The sequence below is a fragment of the Brevibacterium yomogidense genome, from assembly GCF_016107685.1.
In the GTDB taxonomy this organism is placed as follows: Bacteria; Actinomycetota; Actinomycetes; order Actinomycetales; family Brevibacteriaceae; genus Brevibacterium; species Brevibacterium yomogidense.
This window is the reverse complement of sequence record NZ_JABASY010000001.1, coordinates 935,265-952,301: the sequence shown is the minus strand read 5'-3', so window position 1 is coordinate 952,301 and position 17,037 is coordinate 935,265. Positions and strand designations below refer to the sequence as shown.

Sequence of the window (17,037 nt, the reverse complement as noted above, 5' to 3'; positions counted from 1 at the left end):
CAGCCGGCGACGGCTCGGGTCTGCCACGGCGCCGGTCCGACCACCCACCCAGTCCGCACCGCAGCGGCCAGACCGCCCCATCCGTTCCGTACTGCACCACCCCATCCGCGGCGTGGGAGGAAGTTTTACGAAGAAGGGATTTTGAGTCTCAGTGGGGATATATGATGAGCTGGGCCGCGACGGGCCCGCTGTACGACACGGTCCCTCGGTGCAGGCCACCACACGTGCGGTCGACACTCTCAGGATCTGCGGCAGGGCAGGCAGCATCCTCCGCCCCTACGGGAGCGGACCGGCCGACCTGGACTGCCCCGACACCTCCGGGGACGATGACGTGCCGGGACCGTGCAGCAGACCGTGACTGACCGACCGTCAGCGACACACCAGCGAGACAGAGCACTGAGAGCGAGGAACCGCACCGTGCGTGACAGCAGCCCGTGGACCCGTACCCCACACCGCGCTCGGCCCCGATGTCGACCGCTGCTCGTGCGAACGCTCCTGTGACGCGAGCCGAACGGCAGGTGTCCGCGCTTCCATGACACCCTCAGGACACGAACACACCTACACGGGACTGGCTGAGGCACTGGGCGGTCGCGCCGTGACCATCTCCGCACGCGGCCTCGAGTTCGAAGGCTACGAACTGCTGCCCCCCGGCGCGGAGTCCTTGGCGGACTGCACGAAGCTCCCCGTCGTGATCCTCCACGGCTGGCCCGGTTTCGCCGGCACGTGGCGCCAGGCCGCAGTGACGCTCTCCCGCCAGGGGCATCCGGTCCTCTCCTATGACATGCGCGGGGTGTCCCCCGCGGCACGGACGGAGGACGTCCACGGATACACCGGCCACAACCTCGGCGACGATCTGCTCGCCATCGCGGACGCGCACGGCTACGGGAGGTTCCACCTCCTCGCCCACAGCTGGGGTGCGTGGGTGGGGTGGCATGCGACGGGCGACCGCCCCGACCGCTTCGCGTCGTTCGTGTCGCTCGCGACGCCGCACCCGCAGGCCACCTACACCGCCGCGGCGATGAGCAGTCAGCAGGGACGGCTCCTCGCGCCGTTCCGCCGTGTGCTGCGCGACCCTGCCGCGGCGCGGTCCAAGCTGCTGGGGAACGATGCGGCCGTGCTCCGGGGCTTCTACGACGGCAGGACCCCGCCGGCGCTCGTCGACGAGGACGTCGCGCGCTACCTCGAGGGGGACACCCTCGAGGCGTCGATGCGCCTGCACGCCGCGCTCGCGATCGTCGACCGGGACGACGAATACGTCTGCGAGGTCCCCACGCTGTTCTTCTGGGGGTCCGAGGACCGCTTCTTCTCCCGGCTCGCCTTCGGTCTCACGGGCGACTACGTCGCCGCCGACTACAAGCCCGTCGAAGTCGCCGGGGCGACACAGTGGGTGGGGATCGACGCACACGCGTTCGTCATGAAGACCTCCCTCGAATGGTTCGCGAAACACGAGACCTGATACCATCTGTCTCACAATGTTCCGGGGACGGTGAGATTCCGTACCGGCGGTGACAGTCCGCGAGCCGCGTCCGCACTCACAGGCGGCCGGTTGACTCGGTGAAACTCCGAGACCGACAGTAAAGTCTGGATGGGAGGAACATCGTGAGCGCGGGAGGTCCACGCGTCACGGTCCGCTGACGCGCACCCTGACGGAATCGACGAACCCTCGCGCAGGCTTCGCGGCACGTGCTGCGGAGCTCCCTCCCACACCCCGGGCTCGGATCCGGGGAGGGATGGATGGATCGGTCGGCGCTGTCGCAGACGATCACCCACTCATCGATGCTGGCCGCGATGGACGTTGCCCTCGTTGCCGCCCGTCGCGGGATCCGCGGGGCCAACCCGCTTGTGGGCGCCGCCGTCCTCGACGCTGACGGCACTCTGGTCACCGGCCACCACCGAGGCGCCGGGACACCCCACGCGGAAGCGGATGCGATGAGTGCCGCACGCGCGGCGGGCATCGATCTCACGCGTGCCACCGTCTTCGTGACTCTCGAACCCTGCAGCCACCATGGCCGCACAGGACCGTGCGCGGACCTCCTCGTCGACGCGGGGGTGCCCCACGTCGTCATCGCGGTCGCCGACCCCAATCCCGCCGCGGCCGGTGGTGCAGCGCGTCTGCGCGCCGCCGGGACGACGGTGACCACCGGCGTCCGCGAGGCGGAGGCGCGAGCAGTCAACGCACGCTGGCTGCGGGCCGTGGGCGAGCGCCGCCCCTACGTCACCCTCAAGATCGCTCAGAGCCTCGACGGGCGGATCGCCGCGGCGGACGGAACCTCGCAGTGGATCACCTCACCGGCGTCGCGGGCCCGGGTGCACGCGCTGCGGGCCCGGGTCGACGCGGTGCTCGTCGGCACCGGGACGGCGCACGCGGACGATCCGCGGCTCACCGCCCGCCCCACGCCCGAGGCCGTCCAGAGCCCCGATGCCGGCGAACGTTCCGCCGCCGGCACGGGATCCCAGGCCGGCGCGGGTCCCGAGGCCGGCGCAGATTCCGAGGCCGGCGCAGGTTCTGCTCCCGCCTCCCCGCTCCCGTTCACGCAGCCGGTGCCGGTGGCGTGGGGGATGAGGGACCTCGCCCCGGGGTCGCACCTCGCACGCGATCCGCGCACGGTGCACCTGCGCACGCGCGACCCGCACGAAGCGCTCGAGACTCTGCACGCCCAGGGCATCCAGCACGTCCTCGTCGAAGGCGGCGCGCACGTGGCCGGGGCGCTGATCCGCTCGGACCTGGTCGACGAGCTCGAGGTCCATATCGCTCCCGTGCTCCTGGGCGACGGCCTGCCGGGGCTCGCGGACCTCGGTGTGACGACCCTGTCCGAGGCCGTCCGGTGGCTTCCCGACGACACCACCGGGGACGCACTCCTCACCGAGGCATGCGTGCCCTCTGCGCCCTCCTCCGATGCAGACATACACTCTGCGCCCTCCTCCGATGCAGACGCGCATTCTGCTGGCACAGCCACATCCCCTCCAGCCTCACAGGACGCCCGCAACCCGGATACCCTCCTCCGCTTCATCCCGGATACCCGTCACTCTCACCCCACCGCACACACGAAGGACAGCTGAGTCATGTTCACCGGAATCATCGAGGAAATGGGCGAGGTCGTCTCGCTCACACCTACAGAGGCGGGATCGGCCGTTCTCACACTCCGCGCGGGCGCCGTGCTGGACGGTCTACCGGACGGTGGGTCGCTCGCCGTCAACGGCGTGTGCCTCACCCAGGCCCCGGAAGCCGGTGCCGGAGCCACGTCCTCAGCCTCGCCTTCCTCGCCGACTTCTTCTGTGCCCCCTTCCACGCAGTCTCTCTTCGTCGCCCACGTCATGGGCGAGACGCTCACCCGCACCACCCTGGGCGCGCTGCAGCCGGGAGACCCCGTCAACCTGGAGCGGTGCCCCCGTGCGGGTGACCGGTTCGACGGTCATATCGTGCAGGGACACATCGACGGGACGGGCCACGTCGTCGAACGTGTCGACGAGGGCGATTGGGTGCGGATCCGCATCGCCGTCCCCGCCGACCTCGCGCCGTTCACTGCGGAGAAGGGGTCGATCGCACTCGACGGCGTCTCCCTCACACTGTCGGCCGTCAGCCCGGCCCCCGGCACGTACCCGGCTGGCACGGACCCCCTTGCCACCGACCACTGGGTCGAGGTGGGCCTCATCCCCGCCACCCTCGCGGCGACCCGGATGGGCGTCCTGCAGGTGGGCGATGCGGTGAACGTCGAGGTCGACATCATCGCGAAGTACGCCGCACGCCTCACCGCGTTCCACGCCGCGACCGCCGCCACGACTGCCGCCCCGGCGGCTGCCACACCTCACGAAGGAGACCTCTCATGATCCGCCTCGACACCATCGATGCCGCACTCGCGGCGCTGCGCGCACGGAGGCCCGTCATCGTGGTCGACGACGAGGACCGGGAGAACGAGGGTGACCTCATCATGCCGGCCGTGGCGATGACTCCGGAGTGGATGGGGTTCATCATCCGGCACTCCTCGGGCGTCGTGTGTGCGCCGATGCCCGCGTCCCGCGCCCGCGCCTTCGACCTGCCTCCCATGACGGAGGTGAACGAGGATGCGAAGGGCACCGCGTACACCGTCACCTGCGACGCGGCGACAGGGGTCACCACCGGCATCAGTGCCGCTGACCGCACCGCGACCGTCCACACGCTGTCCGCGGCCGTCCCGGATCCCACCACCGTCACCCGGCCGGGCCACGTCCTGCCGCTCATCGCCCGCGACGGGGGTGTGCGCGAACGTCCCGGTCATACGGAGGCCGGCGTCGAGCTGTGCCGCCTGTCGGACAGCGGCGAGGTCGCCGTCATCGCGGAGCTCGTCCACGACACGGGCCCGATGATGCGCGGGGAGGACCTGCGGACGTTCGCGGACACCCACGACCTGCCGCTCGTGTCGATCGCGGATCTCATCGCCTTCCTCGACGCCCGCGACGGCGCCGACACTCCCCCTGCAGTGGAGGACACCCCCACCGCGCCCGAGGTCGTCGGCACCGCCCCCGTCTCCCTCCCCACCCCGCACGGGACGTTCCGCACGCGGGCGTGGCGGGAGCTCGACCGTGCGGGCCGGCCCGGCATCGAGCACCTCACGCTGGAGACGGTCGCGCCGTCCTCGACCGACACGCCTCTGGTCCGCGTCCATTCCGAGTGCCTCACCGGTGACACGTTCGGATCGCACCGGTGCGACTGCGGGGAGCAGCTCGACACCTCACTCGGGCTCGTCGCCCGCCACGGCGGTGTCATCGTCTACGTGCGCGGCCACGAGGGCCGGGGCATCGGGCTGTGGGAGAAGATCCGCGCGTACTCGCTGCAGGAGCAGGGTGCTGACACGGTGGACGCGAACCTGCGCCTGGGACACCCCGAGGACGCCCGCGACTACCGGGCGGCGGCAGCGATCCTCACCGCCATGGGGGTGGAGCGGGCCCGCCTGCTCACCAACAATCCGGCGAAGATCAGTGCCCTGGCGGCCCTGGGCGTGGAGATCGTCGAGCGGGTGCCCGTCGAGACCGCAGCCCGCCCCCAGAACGCGCGCTACCTCGACACGAAGCGCACCCGCATGGCGCACCTCCTGGGAGAGGGAGTCGGCGCATCCCCCACGTCGACGGGGCCCACCACCCCATCGGTGAGTACCCCCGCGAACGCTCCCGGAACACCTGAGGCACCCGGAACACCTGATGCACCCGGAGCAACCGGAGCACCCGGCACACCCAACACATCCGGTCAGCCCAGGACACCCGGCACAACCAGCACATCCGGTCAGCCCGGAACACCCGGCACATCCAGCACACCCGGCATCCCGTCTTCCGCCCACGACCGAAAGGCATCCTGATGGCCCACCACGGAGCACCCTCCCCCGCACTCACTCCGCACGACGCGCAGGACCCCGAGGACTCCCTCAGCAGCCTGCGCGCCGTGATCGTCGCAGCCTCCTGGCACGACACGGTCATGGACGGACTCATCGACGGAGCCCTCCGAGCAGCGGCGGACGCGGGGATCGAACCCGAGGTCGTCCGCGTCCCCGGCAGCTTCGAACTGCCTGTCGTCGCAGCGGAGCTCGCCGACCGATTCGACGCGGTCGTGGCACTGGGCGTCGTCATCCGCGGTGGGACACCGCACTTCGACTACGTGTGCCAGGCGGCGACCGACGGCCTCACGCGGGTGTCCGTCGACGCGCGCACGCCGGTGGGCTTCGGCCTGCTCACGTGCGACGACGACGCGCAGGCGCTCGACCGTGCGGGACTCGCCGACCGCGGCGACGGGAAGCCGTCCGTCGAGGACAAGGGCTACGAAGCGACCGCCGCCGCCCTGCAGACAGCGGCCGTCCTGCGGAGGCACCGCCGCGGCTGACCTGCACGGACACGCCTGCACCGACGGGGGAGCGGGAGCGGAGCCGGATCGGGGACAATGGCTCACATGCTCGCCATTCCGCACCGCTCCCCCGCGGACCACTACACGCAGACAGCGAGGTCCGCTGCGCGACGCGTGCTGAGGAGCTACTCGACCTCATTCGCCCTCGCCTCGTCCGCGCTTCCGCGTCGCATCCGCACCCATATCGAAGCGGTGTACGCGATGGTGCGAGTGGCGGACGAGCTGGTCGACGGGGCATGGGCGACGGGGTCGCCGGAGGCCGTGCGGCAGGAGCTGGACCGGTTCGAGGCGGTGATCGCCCGGTCCGCCGCAGACGGGTTCTCGACCGATCTCGTCGCCCACGCGTTCGGGGTCACCGCGCGCAAGACCGGTATCGGCCCCCGACAGTGGGAGCCCTTCTTCGCGTCGATGCGGACCGACATCCTCGACCCCGCGCACACAGTCGCGTCGACACCCGATGCGTCCGCCCCGCTCACACCCGCCGCACTCAGTCGATACGTCCACGGGTCCGCCGAGGTCGTCGGCGAGATGTGCGTGCTCGCATTCTTCGACGGTGCTCCCCTGCCGTCCGACGCGGAGGACTCCCTGCTGCCCGGGGCACGCACCCTGGGGTCCGCATTCCAGAAGGTGAACTTCCTCCGCGACATCGCGCACGACTCCGCGCGGCTGCGCCGCGGCTATCTCGTCGCACCCGGGCGGGCCGCCACGGACTTCACGGAGGAGGAGAAGAACCGTCTGGTCGCCGAGGTGTTCGCCGAACTCGCGGACGCCGCACCCGCCGTCGACGCCCTCCCCCGCTCCGTCCGCCCCGCCGTGTGGACCGCGTTCGGCGTGTTCGCCGACCTCACCCACCGCATCGCGGAGACCCCCGCCCACCGCGTCGCCCAGGATCGCATCCGGGTTCCGGATCCGGTGAAGCTCTCGCTCGCCGCGCGGGCGGCGGCGGGTCGGCCCCGCACGTCCTGGCCCGGGATGCCCGTCCGCTACTCGAGGAGGTCCGCGTGAGTCGGGTCGTCGTCATCGGGGCCGGGATCTCCGGTCTCGCCACCGCCGCTCTCGCCGCGCAGGACGGCCACGACGTCGTCGTCCTCGAGCGCCTGCCCCAGGTGGGCGGCCGCGCGGCGACCCTCGAGGACGACGGGTTCGTCTTCGACACCGGGCCGTCGTGGTACCTCATGCCCGAGGTGTTCGACGCGTTCTTCCGACGGTTCGGCACCTCGGCCGAGGAGCAGCTCGACCTCGTCGACCTCCCCACCTCCTACCGCCTGTTCCCCGACCACGTGCATCCCCCCGCGTCCGCGGACCTCACGCAGCCCGACGGCCCGGCCGACGCTTCCGACACGGTCCGTCCCGACGCCCCCGGCCCAAGCTTCACCGATCCCGACTTCCCGGACCCCGTCGACGTCCGACCGGACAGCGAGATGCTCCGCGCCCTCTTCGAAGCGCTGGAGCCCGGTTCCTCGCGCGCGCTCGACGAGCACCTGGCGAGCGCCTCCCTGCTCTACGATCTCGCGTGCGCACACGCCCTGCGGACCGATTTCGGTCGCGAGCACCGAGGGGTTGCGGGGGTGCCGGGCAGAGTGCGGAGTCTGGGGCGCCTCGGCGCCGGTGTCCTCGCGGGAGCGGGTCGCGACCCGCAGACCCGAGCCGCACTGCCGCAGCTGCCGGGCCTGCTCACCGGATCGTTCCGCCATCACGTCCACAAGCGGTTCCGGCACCCCCTCCTGCGGCAGATCCTCCTGTACCCGTCCGTGTTCCTCGCCTCCGACCCGGCCCGCACCCCCGCGCTCTACCACCTCATGAGCCGCATGGACCTGGTCGACGGGGTGCAGTACCCGATGGGCGGGATGGGCACCCTCATCGACGCGTTCGCCCGGCTGGCCCGGCGGGCCGGCGCCCGCATCGTCACCGACGCCGAGGTCCTGTCCCTGCGACCCGGCCCCGGCACCAGCCGCACCATCACCGAGGTCGTCTACCGGACCCCCGACGGCTGCCTGACCGAACGGCCGGACTGGGTCGTGGCGGCCTGCGACCTCCACCACGTCGAGACGCGCCTGCTGCCGCCCAGCCTCGTGAGCGTGTCGAAGCGCGAATGGGAGAAGCGCGACCCCGGCATGGGCGCGCTCACCGTCATGCTGGGCATCGACGGGAAGGTGCCCGGGCTGTCCCACCACACCCTGTTCTTCACCGATGACTGGGAGACGAACTTCGCGTCCGTGTTCGGCGGGCGGGACGCCCAGCCGCCGGAGCCTGCGAGCACGTACGTGTGCGCGCCGACGGTCACGGACCCCTCCGTCGCGCCCGACGGGTGCGAGAGCCTCTTCATCCTCGTCCCGTTCCCCGCGAACCCGTCCCTGCGGGCGGGACAGGAGGAGATCGAACAGTACGTGGACCGGGTCATCGACGCGGTGGGGGCGCGCGTGGGCGCACCCGACCTGCGAGCGCGCGTGCGCGTGCGGCACGTGCGGGCGCCCGGCGACTTCGCCCACAACCTCCGCGCATGGTCCGGCACCGCCCTGGGGCCCGCGCACACCCTCAAGCAGAGCGCGATGTTCCGCGACTCCGTCGTCTCCCCGCGCGTGTCCAACCTCCTGCGCGCCGGCGCGTACACCTCCCCCGGGGTCGGACTGCCGATGTGTGTCATGAGCGCGGAGAACGCGATCGACGCCCTGCGGACGTTCGAGGCGGGCCGGGGCATCCGGCGGTGAGCGCACTGGGAAGCGCAGCGGCCGGCGACGTGACGGCGGCCTTGGTGGGCGGACCGCCCAGCACGCTGGAACCGTTCGCGTACGCCGCGTGCCTGCTGTTCAGCATGGCGGGGATGCTCGTCCTCGACTGGCGCCACCGGCTGTTCTGGTTCGCCGACTGGAGACGCGCCGCGATCGTCCACACCGCCGGTGTCGCGACGTTCCTCGTGTGGGACGGGTTCGGGATCGGACTGGGAGTGTTCTTCCGCGGTGAGACGCCCTACATGACCGGCCTGCTGCTGGCCCCGGAGCTGCCCGTCGAAGAGCTCCTCTTCCTCGCCTTCCTCTGCTGGCTCACCATGAACGTGTACACGGGCACGCGCCGGATCCTGCTGCGGCGTGCGGCTCAGGGGGACGAGGTGCGGGGCGACACGGCGCAGCGCGACACGGCACGCCTACCACGCCGAGAGGACCAGAGCGTATGACGTACACGGTCCTCAATGCGGTGTTCCTCGCCGTCGCACTCGTGGTGCTCGTCGTGGCGCTGCGCTCCCACAGACCCCGTCTGCACCGGACTGCCCTGATCGTGACCGCCGGCGTGCTGCTGACGCTCACCGCGGTGTTCGACAACATCATGATCGGTGTGGGGCTCGTGGACTACGGCGAGGCGCAGACCTCCGGCGTGCGCCTGGGGGTCATGCCGGTCGAGGACTTCTCCTACACCGTCTTCGCGGTGCTCGCGCTGCCGGCGCTGTGGACCCTCCTGGGACGCCGCGCCACCGACGGGCCCAGCGAAACCGACGGGCACCGCGGCACAGAAGGACATCGTGCTACCGACGGATCAAGGACCACCGACGGGAGCCGCACCTCATGATCGGCGAGGAGACCCCGCCCCGCCTGACGACCGGCCGCGCCCTGCGGCACCTGCTCATGACCTCCCGACCCTTGTCGTGGATCAACACGGCCTATCCGTTCGGGGCCGCGTGGCTGCTGGCCGGCGGTGGCGTCGACGCCACCTTCTGGGTGGGGTGCCTCTTCTTCCTCATCCCCTACAACCTCGCGATGTACGGCATCAACGACGTCTTCGACTACGAATCCGATCTGCGGAACCCACGCAAGGGCGGCCTCGAGGGTGACGTGCTCGACCGGCGGATGCATCGACCCGTCCTCGCCGCGGCCGCTCTCACCTGCGCACCATTCGTCGTGTGGCTGGTGGCCGTCGGTGGTATCGCGGTCGTGCCGGTGCTCGCCGTCTCCCTCTTCGCCGTCGTCGCCTACAGCGCGAAGGGACTCCGGTTCAAGGAGGTCCCGTTCCTCGACTCCGTCACCTCGTCGACGCACTTCTCGTCACCGGCGTGGGTGGGCCTCGCGGCGCTCGGCGCGTGGCCGTCCGCAGCGGGCTGGTGCGGCCTGGTCGCGTTCTTCCTCTGGGGGACGGCGAGCCAGGCGTTCGGCGCAGTGCAGGACGTGGGCCCCGATCGCGAGGCCGGGATCGCGTCGATCGCGACCGTCCTCGGCGCGCGGGCCACCGTGTGGGTGTCGTTCGTCGGCTACGCGGCCGCCGGGGTCAGTGCCCTGGGGTCCGGGCCCGTCCTGCGGTGGGCCGCGCTGGGGGCGGTGCCCTATCTCGTGTCGGTCGCCCGGTTCCTCAACGTCACCGACGAGACCGCGGCAGATGCCCACCGCGGGTGGACGACGTTCCTCTGGCTCAACTACCTCGTGGGATTCGGAGTGACGATGCTGCTCTTCCTCCACAGCGGACTGATCCCGCTGCCGTAGACGCGAGGCCGCACGTGCGCTCCGACAAGTGTCAGGCTGTGGAGCCTCGTATCAGGAGCCGTCGGGAGCAAGGGCGGAGCGGTCGAACTCCTCACGGGATTCGATGACCGCGGGCATGTGCGTCGATGCCCACTGGGTGAGGAAGGAGACGACTGCGGCGAGGGACCGTCCCGCCTCCGTGAGCGAGTACTCGACCCTCGCGGGCACCTCCGGGTAGACCCGACGGTTCACGAGGCCGTCCCGCTCCAGAGCGCGGAGTGTCTGCGTGAGCATCTTCCGCGACACCCCTTCGATCGTCCGATGCAGCCAGCCGAAGCGCCGGGGCCCGTCCATGAGCGCGCCGAGGATGAGGACCGTCCACTTGTCCCCGATCCGATCGAGCATCGCCCGGGTGGGGCAGCCGTTGAAGTAGGGGTTCCAGTCCCCCAGGACCTCCGACCACACCTCCGGGCTGCCCTCGCCGCCGTCGAGCAGGACGGGGTGGTCGAAACCGTGCTCCACCTGTCCGTCTCGTGCAACGACCTGTGAGACGTCCTGCGAATCGTGTGCGGTCATCGTGTCTGTCCTCGCCTGCTCGTACTTTCCGGTACCCCTCCACTGGTTACCTGAAAGTGCCTTCTTCCCAATGTCGGGAAGGTTACCTAGGGTGACTGCGGACCGTCCAATACCGGTAAGTACTCGGGAAGCAGAGAACGGTGGACGGTGTGTCCGGACGTCAGCGGGAACTGTCGTCCGGACACACAGGAGAAAGGCGAGAAGTCATCCAGTGGTTCGCATCATGGTCATCGGAGGCACCGGTGTCATCGGCAGCAGGATCGTCGCGGAGGCGAGCGCGCGGGGCCACGCGGTCACGTCGCTGTCGCGCAACCAACCACTCGCGCCTGTCCCCGATACGGAGTACATCGCGGATGACATCCAGGACGCGTCCGTCCTCAGACGGGTGGTGGGAGACGCGGACGTCGTCGTGAGCGCCCTGTCCCCGCGCGCGGGGATGGAGGGCAACACGGCGCCGGTGCTGCGCTGCATCGCCGACCACGCGCGTGTGTCGGGAACACGGCTGGGGGTCGTGGGCGGGGTCGCACCCGGGCACCCGGAAGGGTCCCGCGGTCACCCGGAGGGATCCCCCGGACAATCCGCGGAATCGACGCAGGAGTGGCTGGAGATGGACGCAGTGCTCTACGACCTCCTCGACACCCCTGAGGACCTCGACTGGTTCTATGTGAGCCCTCCCACCGATTCCGACCTCGACGACCTCGCGAAGTCGATCGTCGACGAGATCACGGAACCCGTGCACCACCGAGCACGTGTCACCTTCGGCGGCTGACGCCTACACTCACGGACATGAGCGCTCTTCGTCTGCATGTCATCGCCCTGGGCGGTACGATCGCCTCCGTCCCGCAGCAGGACTCCTCCTCCGGCGTGGCTCCCACGATCGGTGCGGAGCAGATCGTGCAGGCCGCGCACCTCGACACGCTCTCCCTGCCAGGGGGTGCCCCCGTCGTGACGTTCGAGCAGCTCGCACAGGTCGGGTCAGGGTCGATCACGCTCACCCACCTGTTCGAGGTGGTGCGCTCCCTCCGGGCGGCCGCAGACGCAGGAGCGGACGGTGCTGTCCTCACGCAGGGGACGGACACGCTCGAAGACTCCGCGTTCGTCCTGTCCCTCCTCAACGACTCGGGCATCCCCGTGGCCCTCACGGGGGCGATGCGCAACCCCTCGCTGGCGGGCGCGGACGGCGGCGCGAACGTCCGAGCGGCCGCGCTCACCGCCCTGGATCCTCGGATGCGGGAGCTCGCTGCGGATCGCCGCCTTGCCGCATCCCTCGTCTTCACCGACGAGGTCTTCGACCCGGCATCGGTCACGAAGGCGCACACCACCTCGGTCGCGGCGTTCTCCGCAGGGCTTGGCCAGGGGCCCGTGGGCTGGGTGTCCGAGGACCGGCTGGTCCTCCCCCACGTCCCCGCGGAACCGCGGACCGTGTCCGGGTGGGAGGTGCCCGTCGACCCGACAGACCCGGCGCCCCTCCCCCGTGTCGCGCTGGTCGAGGTGGGCCTCGACGACGACCTCGCGCTGCTGGACGGCCTCGCGGCAGCCGGCTACAGCGGCTGCGTGCTGTCCGGAGTGGGAGGCGGACACGTCCCGGAGACGACCGTGCGCCGTGTCGAGGCGCTCGCAGCACAGATGCCCGTCGTGCTCGCCTCGCGGACGGGCGCCGGAGCGATGCTCGAGCGGACCTACGGCTACCCGGGCGCGGAGATCGACCTGCTGGGCCGCGGCCTCGTCCCCGCGGGGACGCTCCACGCGCGGAAGGCACGCCTGGCGCTCATCCTGGCTCTCCAGTTCGGAACCGACGCGTCCACGGTCTTCCCCGCACGCTGACAGCCGAGCCGCCGCGCACGGGCACGGGCACTGCCTGATCCTCCTCATCTCGCAGTGTGATGCCGGTGCCACTGTGGGGATGTGGCACGGGCTACGATCCGACGGACATGCCCCATGGCACATCAGGTCATCTCATCGGCCCGACCGCGCGGAAGCGGCCGGGTCGTTCCCGAACGGACAGCACATGTCAGAATCGCTCCCCGCTCAGACACCGGCCGCCGAAACGGCGATGGAGAACCGCGTCCTCAAGAAGGTCACGTGGCGGCTCATCCCATTCATCATCGCGATGTACCTCATCAACTACCTGGACCGGACGAACATCTCGATCGCCGGTCCGGGTGGGATGAACGAGGACCTGGGCCTCACCGCGACTCAGTTCGGTTTCGCGGCCGGCATCTTCTTCTTCGGCTACCTCCTGCTCGAGGTGCCGTCGAACCTGGCACTCCACCGGTTCGGCGCCCGGATCTGGCTGGCGCGCATCCTCATCAGCTGGGGGCTCGTGGCATCCGCGATGGCGTTCGTGACGAACGAGTACTGGCTGTATGGACTCCGCTTCCTCCTGGGGGTGGCCGAGGCCGGGTTCTTCCCCGGCATCGTCCTCTACCTCACGTACTGGTTCCCCGCCCGCCGCAGGGCACGTGCCACCGCACTGTTCATGCTCGCGATCCCGCTGTCGAACGTCGTCGGAGCCCCGCTGTCGTCGTGGCTCATCGATCGCGGCGAGACCGTCCTGGGCGACTTCGCGGGCTGGCGGTTCATGTTCCTCATCGAGGGACTGCCCGCGGTCGCGCTGGGCATCATGTGTCTCTTCCTCCTCACCGACCGCCCCAGGGACGCGGCATGGCTGAAGCCGGAGGAGCGCGCGTGGCTGACCGCCCGCATAGAGGCTGAGGAGATGGCGACGGTGAACGCGTACCACTACCCGGTGCGACGAGCGCTCCTGCAGCCGCGCGTATGGGCACTCAGCTTCGTGTACTTCGGTGCTGTGTACGGCCTCTACGCCCTGAGCTTCTTCCTGCCGACGATCATCGCGGGCTTCTCGGAGAGGTTCGGCACCGAGTACTCGATCGTGCAGATCGGCCTCATCACCGCCATCCCCTACTCGTTCGGCGCGGTGGCGATGATCCTGTGGTCACGCCACGGGGACCGGACAGGGGAACGCGTCTGGCACGTCGCCCTGCCGCTGTTCATCGGCGGTGCGGCGATCCCCGTCGCCCTCTACATGGATTCGCCGTTCACGACGATGATCGCGGTGACGATCTGCTGCATGGCGATCTGCGCGACCCTGCCGTGCTTCTGGCCGCTTCCCCAGACGTTCCTCGCAGGTGCCGCGGCGGCCGCGGGCATCGCTCTGGTGAACTCGCTGGGCAACTCCGCCGGCTTCTTCGCCCCGTACATCACGGGCGGATTGGCGGAGCTCACCGGCACACAGAACGCGGGACTGTGGGTCGTGGGCCTCACGATGATCGCCGCCGGGTTCGTGACACTCGCGCTCAAGGCGGCGCCCAAGCCGGACGGAAGCCGTGCGCAGTAGGTGGTAGTCGGCAGATGGTGCGCGGTTGGCGGAAAGACAAGTACGGCGCAAGCAGTGAGGCTGTCCCACCGCACAGACGGCGAACACCCCCGTGCCCCATACTGGGAAGCGGACTGTGACGACGACCTCGATGACCGCATGGGAGCGAAGGATGATGAAGAGACTGGCGATGCTGGGACTGGGCGCCGTTCTGGGAGCTGCGCTGGGCGCGCTCGGACTGCTCACGGGTCAGCGCAGCGGTTTCCTCTCCCTGCCGACTTCTCCCGGCGACCCCTGGGAGAACGCTCCCGACGCGGGACGGGCGGTCTCCCCCACCGCGCTGCCAGTGGCAAGCGGTGCCGCTGACGGAACCGACTCCGCTGGCAACACCGGCAACAGCCACGACTCCGGCACCGCCGGCGGTCCCGATACCGCTGACGTCCGCAGTGCGCCGGAGGCTCCGATGGGGGCCGTCTCCACAGCGGTGCCGGCCGACGAGCCGTCCGCCCCGCACGCGTCCTCCTCGGATGCTTCCGCTCCGCACACTGGACAAGCGGCCGACCCGGTCCGCTACCTCACGGTCGGCGAAGTCGCAGAGCTCCTGGGCACCACGACCTCGGCGCTGTCGAAGACTCCGGGCCTCCCCGAACCCGACGCCGTCGTCGGTCGCACTCGCGGCTGGCTGGAGACGACGATCACCCGTGTCCTGGAGGACCGCGCACAGGCGTGACCCCGTTCCCGGCCCGCCTCTCTGAGCGTGACCCCGCCTCCATGAGAAGGGGTGTGCGGCCGATTCTCTCGACCACACACCCCACGCGTCACGGGGCAGGCCCGCGCAGCGACATCACTCCGCGATCTTCACGACCGTCTTGCCGAAGTTCTTCCCGCCGAGCATCCCGTTGAACGCGTCCAGCACGTTGTCGAAGCCGTCGATGATCTCCTCCTGGTACTTCACCTGCCCGGACTTCACCCATTCCGTCATGTCGCGGAGGAAATCGTCGTGCATCGACTCCACGAACTCCGTCTGGATGAATCCGCGGATGGTGAGCGACTTCGTGAGCACCGACCGCATGACGCGCTCCATGGAACCGGCCGGTGCGAACTCCGCCGTACCGTTGTAGTTCGCCACCAGTCCGCAGACGGGCACCCGGCCGTAGAGGTTGAGCCTGGGCAGGACCGCGTCCCACACAGGTCCGCCGACGTTCTCGAAGTACACGTCGATGCCGTTCGGCGCCGCGGCCTTGAGCGCGCCGCGCAGGTCGTCGCCCCGGTGGTCCAGCGCCTCGTCGAAGCCGAATTCCTTCAGCAGCGCGACCTTCTTCTCACCGCCTGCGATCCCGATCGCCTTCGCACCCTTGATCTTCGCGATCTGCCCGACGGCCGAACCCACGGGCCCCGTCGCCGCGGCGACGGCGACGGTCTCGCCCTCCTGCGGCTTGCCGAGCGCCAGCAGCCCCGCGTATGCGGTGAAGCCGGGCATGCCGAGGACGCCCAGCGCAGTCGTGACCGGCACCTCGGGGTCCAGCACCCGCAGTCCTGCCGCGTCTTCGACGGAGTACTCCGCCCACCCGCCGTAGCCCAAGACGACGTCGCCCACGGCGACCGCGTCGGATTCGGTGGCGACGACCTCGGACACGGTCGCGCCCACCATGAGCCCGCCGATCTCCACCGGCTTCGCGTAGGACTTCGCGTCATCCATCCGCCCGCGCATGTAGGGGTCGAGCGACAGGTACAGGGTCCGCAGCACGGCCTGTCCCTCGCGGGGTGTGGGGATGGGCTTGGCGACGATGTCGAAGTCGTCCGCCGTGGGAGCACCCTGTGGGCGGGCGGCGAGGCGGTAGCTGCGGTAGGTCTCGGTCATCGAGTTCCCCTTTTCTGCCGATGGCGGCTTCTGATCACGCGGCGGCACCGATTGCGCGCACGCGTCTTCGCGCTGGTGAGACGCCCCGGCATCCCGCCGGAAGCGACGCTCGTCACAACCCTACTAGGCTTGACGTCATGTCCGAAGGTCCCCGTCCCACCCTGCTGCTCACCGCCTTCGGGCCGTTCGGCGGGGATGCGAAGAACCCCTCCGAACACGCTCTGGAGCCCGCCGCCGAGGCCGCAGCCGCCCACGCCCGCGTCCTCACCGAGGTCCTCCCCGTCGAGTACGCGCGTGCCTGCGCGCGCATCCGGCACCTCGTCCGCACCCATCGCCCGGACGTCGTCGTGAGCCTGGGGCTGGGCGCGGGCCGCACCGCCATCACCCCGGAGCGGGTCGCGATCAACCTCGCCGAGGCCCGCATCCCCGACGAGGCCGGTGCCCAGCCCGCCGGTCTGCCGCTGGTCGAGGACGCTCCTGCCGCCTGCTTCTCCTCGCTGCCGGTCGCCGCGATGGTCGCCGCCACCTCGGACGCGGGGGTGCCTGCCGCGGTGTCGTACTCGGCCGGGACGTTCGTGTGCAACGCGGTCATGTTCGCAAGCCTCGACGAAGCCCGCCGCCTGCGAGCCGAAGACCCCACAGCGCCCGAGGTCGTCGCCGGCTTCGTCCACGTCCCCCGAGCCGCAGTGGGCACCGGGGACTCGGCCGGCGCCGATCGGGCCGCGATGCCTCAGGCGGACATCGACCGCGGAGTCGCAGCTGCCGTGTGCGCCGCCGTCGTCCATCGCGGCGCGCCCCCGGTCGCTGCGGTGGGAACGCTCACGGCACCGGAGGACCGAGGGTCTCCGCACGACACGCGGTCTCCTCGCAACAGGCCGTCTCGAAACGACAGGATGCCGGGGATCGGCGCCACCGAGTAGCGACCGATCCCCGGCATCCCAAGACAGCC

General features: G+C 70.4%; 17 protein-coding genes and 1 riboswitch. Of the genes, 15 read left to right on the top strand and 2 right to left on the bottom strand.

Going from position 1 to position 17,037, the window contains the following annotated elements:
- Nucleotides 1–532 precede the first annotated feature (532 nt).
- From JFC09_RS03945 to JFC09_RS03900, 10 genes are all read left to right on the top strand, one after another.
- Nucleotides 533–1,456 (top strand): alpha/beta hydrolase, encoded by a 924-nt coding sequence (locus JFC09_RS03945; RefSeq protein ID WP_198392639.1) that lies wholly within the window; start codon nt 533–535, stop codon nt 1,454–1,456.
- Between the two features lie 13 nt (nt 1,457–1,469).
- A riboswitch (FMN riboswitch) is annotated at nt 1,470–1,601 on the top strand.
- A 133-nt stretch (nt 1,602–1,734) separates the two neighbouring features.
- Nucleotides 1,735–3,060 carry a bifunctional diaminohydroxyphosphoribosylaminopyrimidine deaminase/5-amino-6-(5-phosphoribosylamino)uracil reductase RibD gene (gene ribD, locus JFC09_RS03940; protein WP_198392638.1) on the top strand — a complete coding sequence of 442 codons (1,326 nt, stop codon included), beginning with the start codon at nt 1,735–1,737 and terminating at the stop codon, nt 3,058–3,060.
- Between the two features lie 3 nt (nt 3,061–3,063).
- Nucleotides 3,064–3,828: a riboflavin synthase gene (locus tag JFC09_RS03935; RefSeq protein WP_198392637.1), complete on the top strand. Its 765-nt coding sequence runs from the start codon at nt 3,064–3,066 to the stop codon at nt 3,826–3,828.
- The gene (ribA, locus tag JFC09_RS03930; protein WP_198392636.1) at nt 3,825–5,330 is read left to right on the top strand and encodes a GTP cyclohydrolase II; all 1,506 of its coding nucleotides are present in this window, start codon (nt 3,825–3,827) and stop codon (nt 5,328–5,330) included. The genes JFC09_RS03935 and ribA overlap by 4 nt, the downstream gene beginning before the upstream one ends.
- Nucleotides 5,330–5,848, top strand: a complete 519-nt coding sequence (ribH, locus tag JFC09_RS03925; RefSeq protein WP_198392635.1) for a 6,7-dimethyl-8-ribityllumazine synthase — start codon at nt 5,330–5,332, stop codon at nt 5,846–5,848. The genes ribA and ribH overlap by 1 nt, the downstream gene beginning before the upstream one ends.
- 66 nt (nt 5,849–5,914) lie before the next feature.
- Nucleotides 5,915–6,874 (top strand): squalene/phytoene synthase family protein, encoded by a 960-nt coding sequence (locus JFC09_RS03920; RefSeq protein WP_198392634.1) that lies wholly within the window; start codon nt 5,915–5,917, stop codon nt 6,872–6,874.
- Nucleotides 6,871–8,577 (top strand): phytoene desaturase family protein, encoded by a 1,707-nt coding sequence (gene crtI / locus JFC09_RS03915; protein WP_198392633.1) that lies wholly within the window; start codon nt 6,871–6,873, stop codon nt 8,575–8,577. The genes JFC09_RS03920 and crtI overlap by 4 nt, the downstream gene beginning before the upstream one ends.
- Nucleotides 8,574–9,041: a lycopene cyclase domain-containing protein gene (locus JFC09_RS03910; protein ID WP_332839633.1), complete on the top strand. Its 468-nt coding sequence runs from the start codon at nt 8,574–8,576 to the stop codon at nt 9,039–9,041. Before crtI ends, JFC09_RS03910 begins: the two co-directional genes overlap by 4 nt.
- The gene (locus JFC09_RS03905; RefSeq protein ID WP_198392632.1) at nt 9,038–9,430 is read left to right on the top strand and encodes a lycopene cyclase domain-containing protein; all 393 of its coding nucleotides are present in this window, start codon (nt 9,038–9,040) and stop codon (nt 9,428–9,430) included. Before JFC09_RS03910 ends, JFC09_RS03905 begins: the two co-directional genes overlap by 4 nt.
- Entirely contained in the window at nt 9,427–10,335 is a 909-nt protein-coding gene (locus tag JFC09_RS03900; protein ID WP_198392631.1) for a prenyltransferase, read from the top strand. Before JFC09_RS03905 ends, JFC09_RS03900 begins: the two co-directional genes overlap by 4 nt.
- A 51-nt stretch (nt 10,336–10,386) precedes the next feature.
- On the opposite strand, the gene JFC09_RS03895 is transcribed toward JFC09_RS03900, so the two are convergent.
- Nucleotides 10,387–10,890: a winged helix-turn-helix transcriptional regulator gene (locus JFC09_RS03895; RefSeq protein WP_332839632.1), complete on the bottom strand. Its 504-nt coding sequence runs from the start codon at nt 10,888–10,890 to the stop codon at nt 10,387–10,389.
- A 211-nt stretch (nt 10,891–11,101) separates the two neighbouring features.
- Here JFC09_RS03895 and JFC09_RS03890 point away from each other — a divergent pair, with 211 nt between their 5' ends.
- From JFC09_RS03890 to JFC09_RS03875, 4 genes are all read left to right on the top strand, one after another.
- On the top strand, nt 11,102–11,659 hold the full coding sequence (locus JFC09_RS03890) for an NAD(P)-dependent oxidoreductase (RefSeq protein ID WP_198392630.1): 558 nt from the start codon (nt 11,102–11,104) through the stop codon (nt 11,657–11,659).
- A 17-nt stretch (nt 11,660–11,676) separates the two neighbouring features.
- The gene (locus JFC09_RS03885) at nt 11,677–12,714 is read left to right on the top strand and encodes an asparaginase domain-containing protein (RefSeq protein ID WP_198392629.1); all 1,038 of its coding nucleotides are present in this window, start codon (nt 11,677–11,679) and stop codon (nt 12,712–12,714) included.
- A gap of 184 nt (nt 12,715–12,898) precedes the next feature.
- The gene (locus JFC09_RS03880) at nt 12,899–14,248 is read left to right on the top strand and encodes an MFS transporter (RefSeq protein ID WP_232483038.1); all 1,350 of its coding nucleotides are present in this window, start codon (nt 12,899–12,901) and stop codon (nt 14,246–14,248) included.
- 115 nt (nt 14,249–14,363) lie between these two features.
- Complete coding sequence (locus JFC09_RS03875; RefSeq protein WP_198392628.1) at nt 14,364–14,957, top strand: helix-turn-helix transcriptional regulator; 594 nt, start codon at nt 14,364–14,366, stop codon at nt 14,955–14,957.
- 114 nt (nt 14,958–15,071) lie between these two features.
- Here the strand turns inward: JFC09_RS03875 and JFC09_RS03870 are convergent, their stop codons facing one another.
- Nucleotides 15,072–16,088 carry an NADP-dependent oxidoreductase gene (locus JFC09_RS03870; protein WP_198392627.1) on the bottom strand — a complete coding sequence of 339 codons (1,017 nt, stop codon included), beginning with the start codon at nt 16,086–16,088 and terminating at the stop codon, nt 15,072–15,074.
- A 137-nt stretch (nt 16,089–16,225) separates the two neighbouring features.
- Here JFC09_RS03870 and JFC09_RS03865 point away from each other — a divergent pair, with 137 nt between their 5' ends.
- Entirely contained in the window at nt 16,226–17,008 is a 783-nt protein-coding gene (locus tag JFC09_RS03865) for a pyroglutamyl-peptidase I family protein (RefSeq protein WP_198392626.1), read from the top strand.
- The last annotated feature ends 29 nt before the right edge of the window (nt 17,009–17,037 follow it).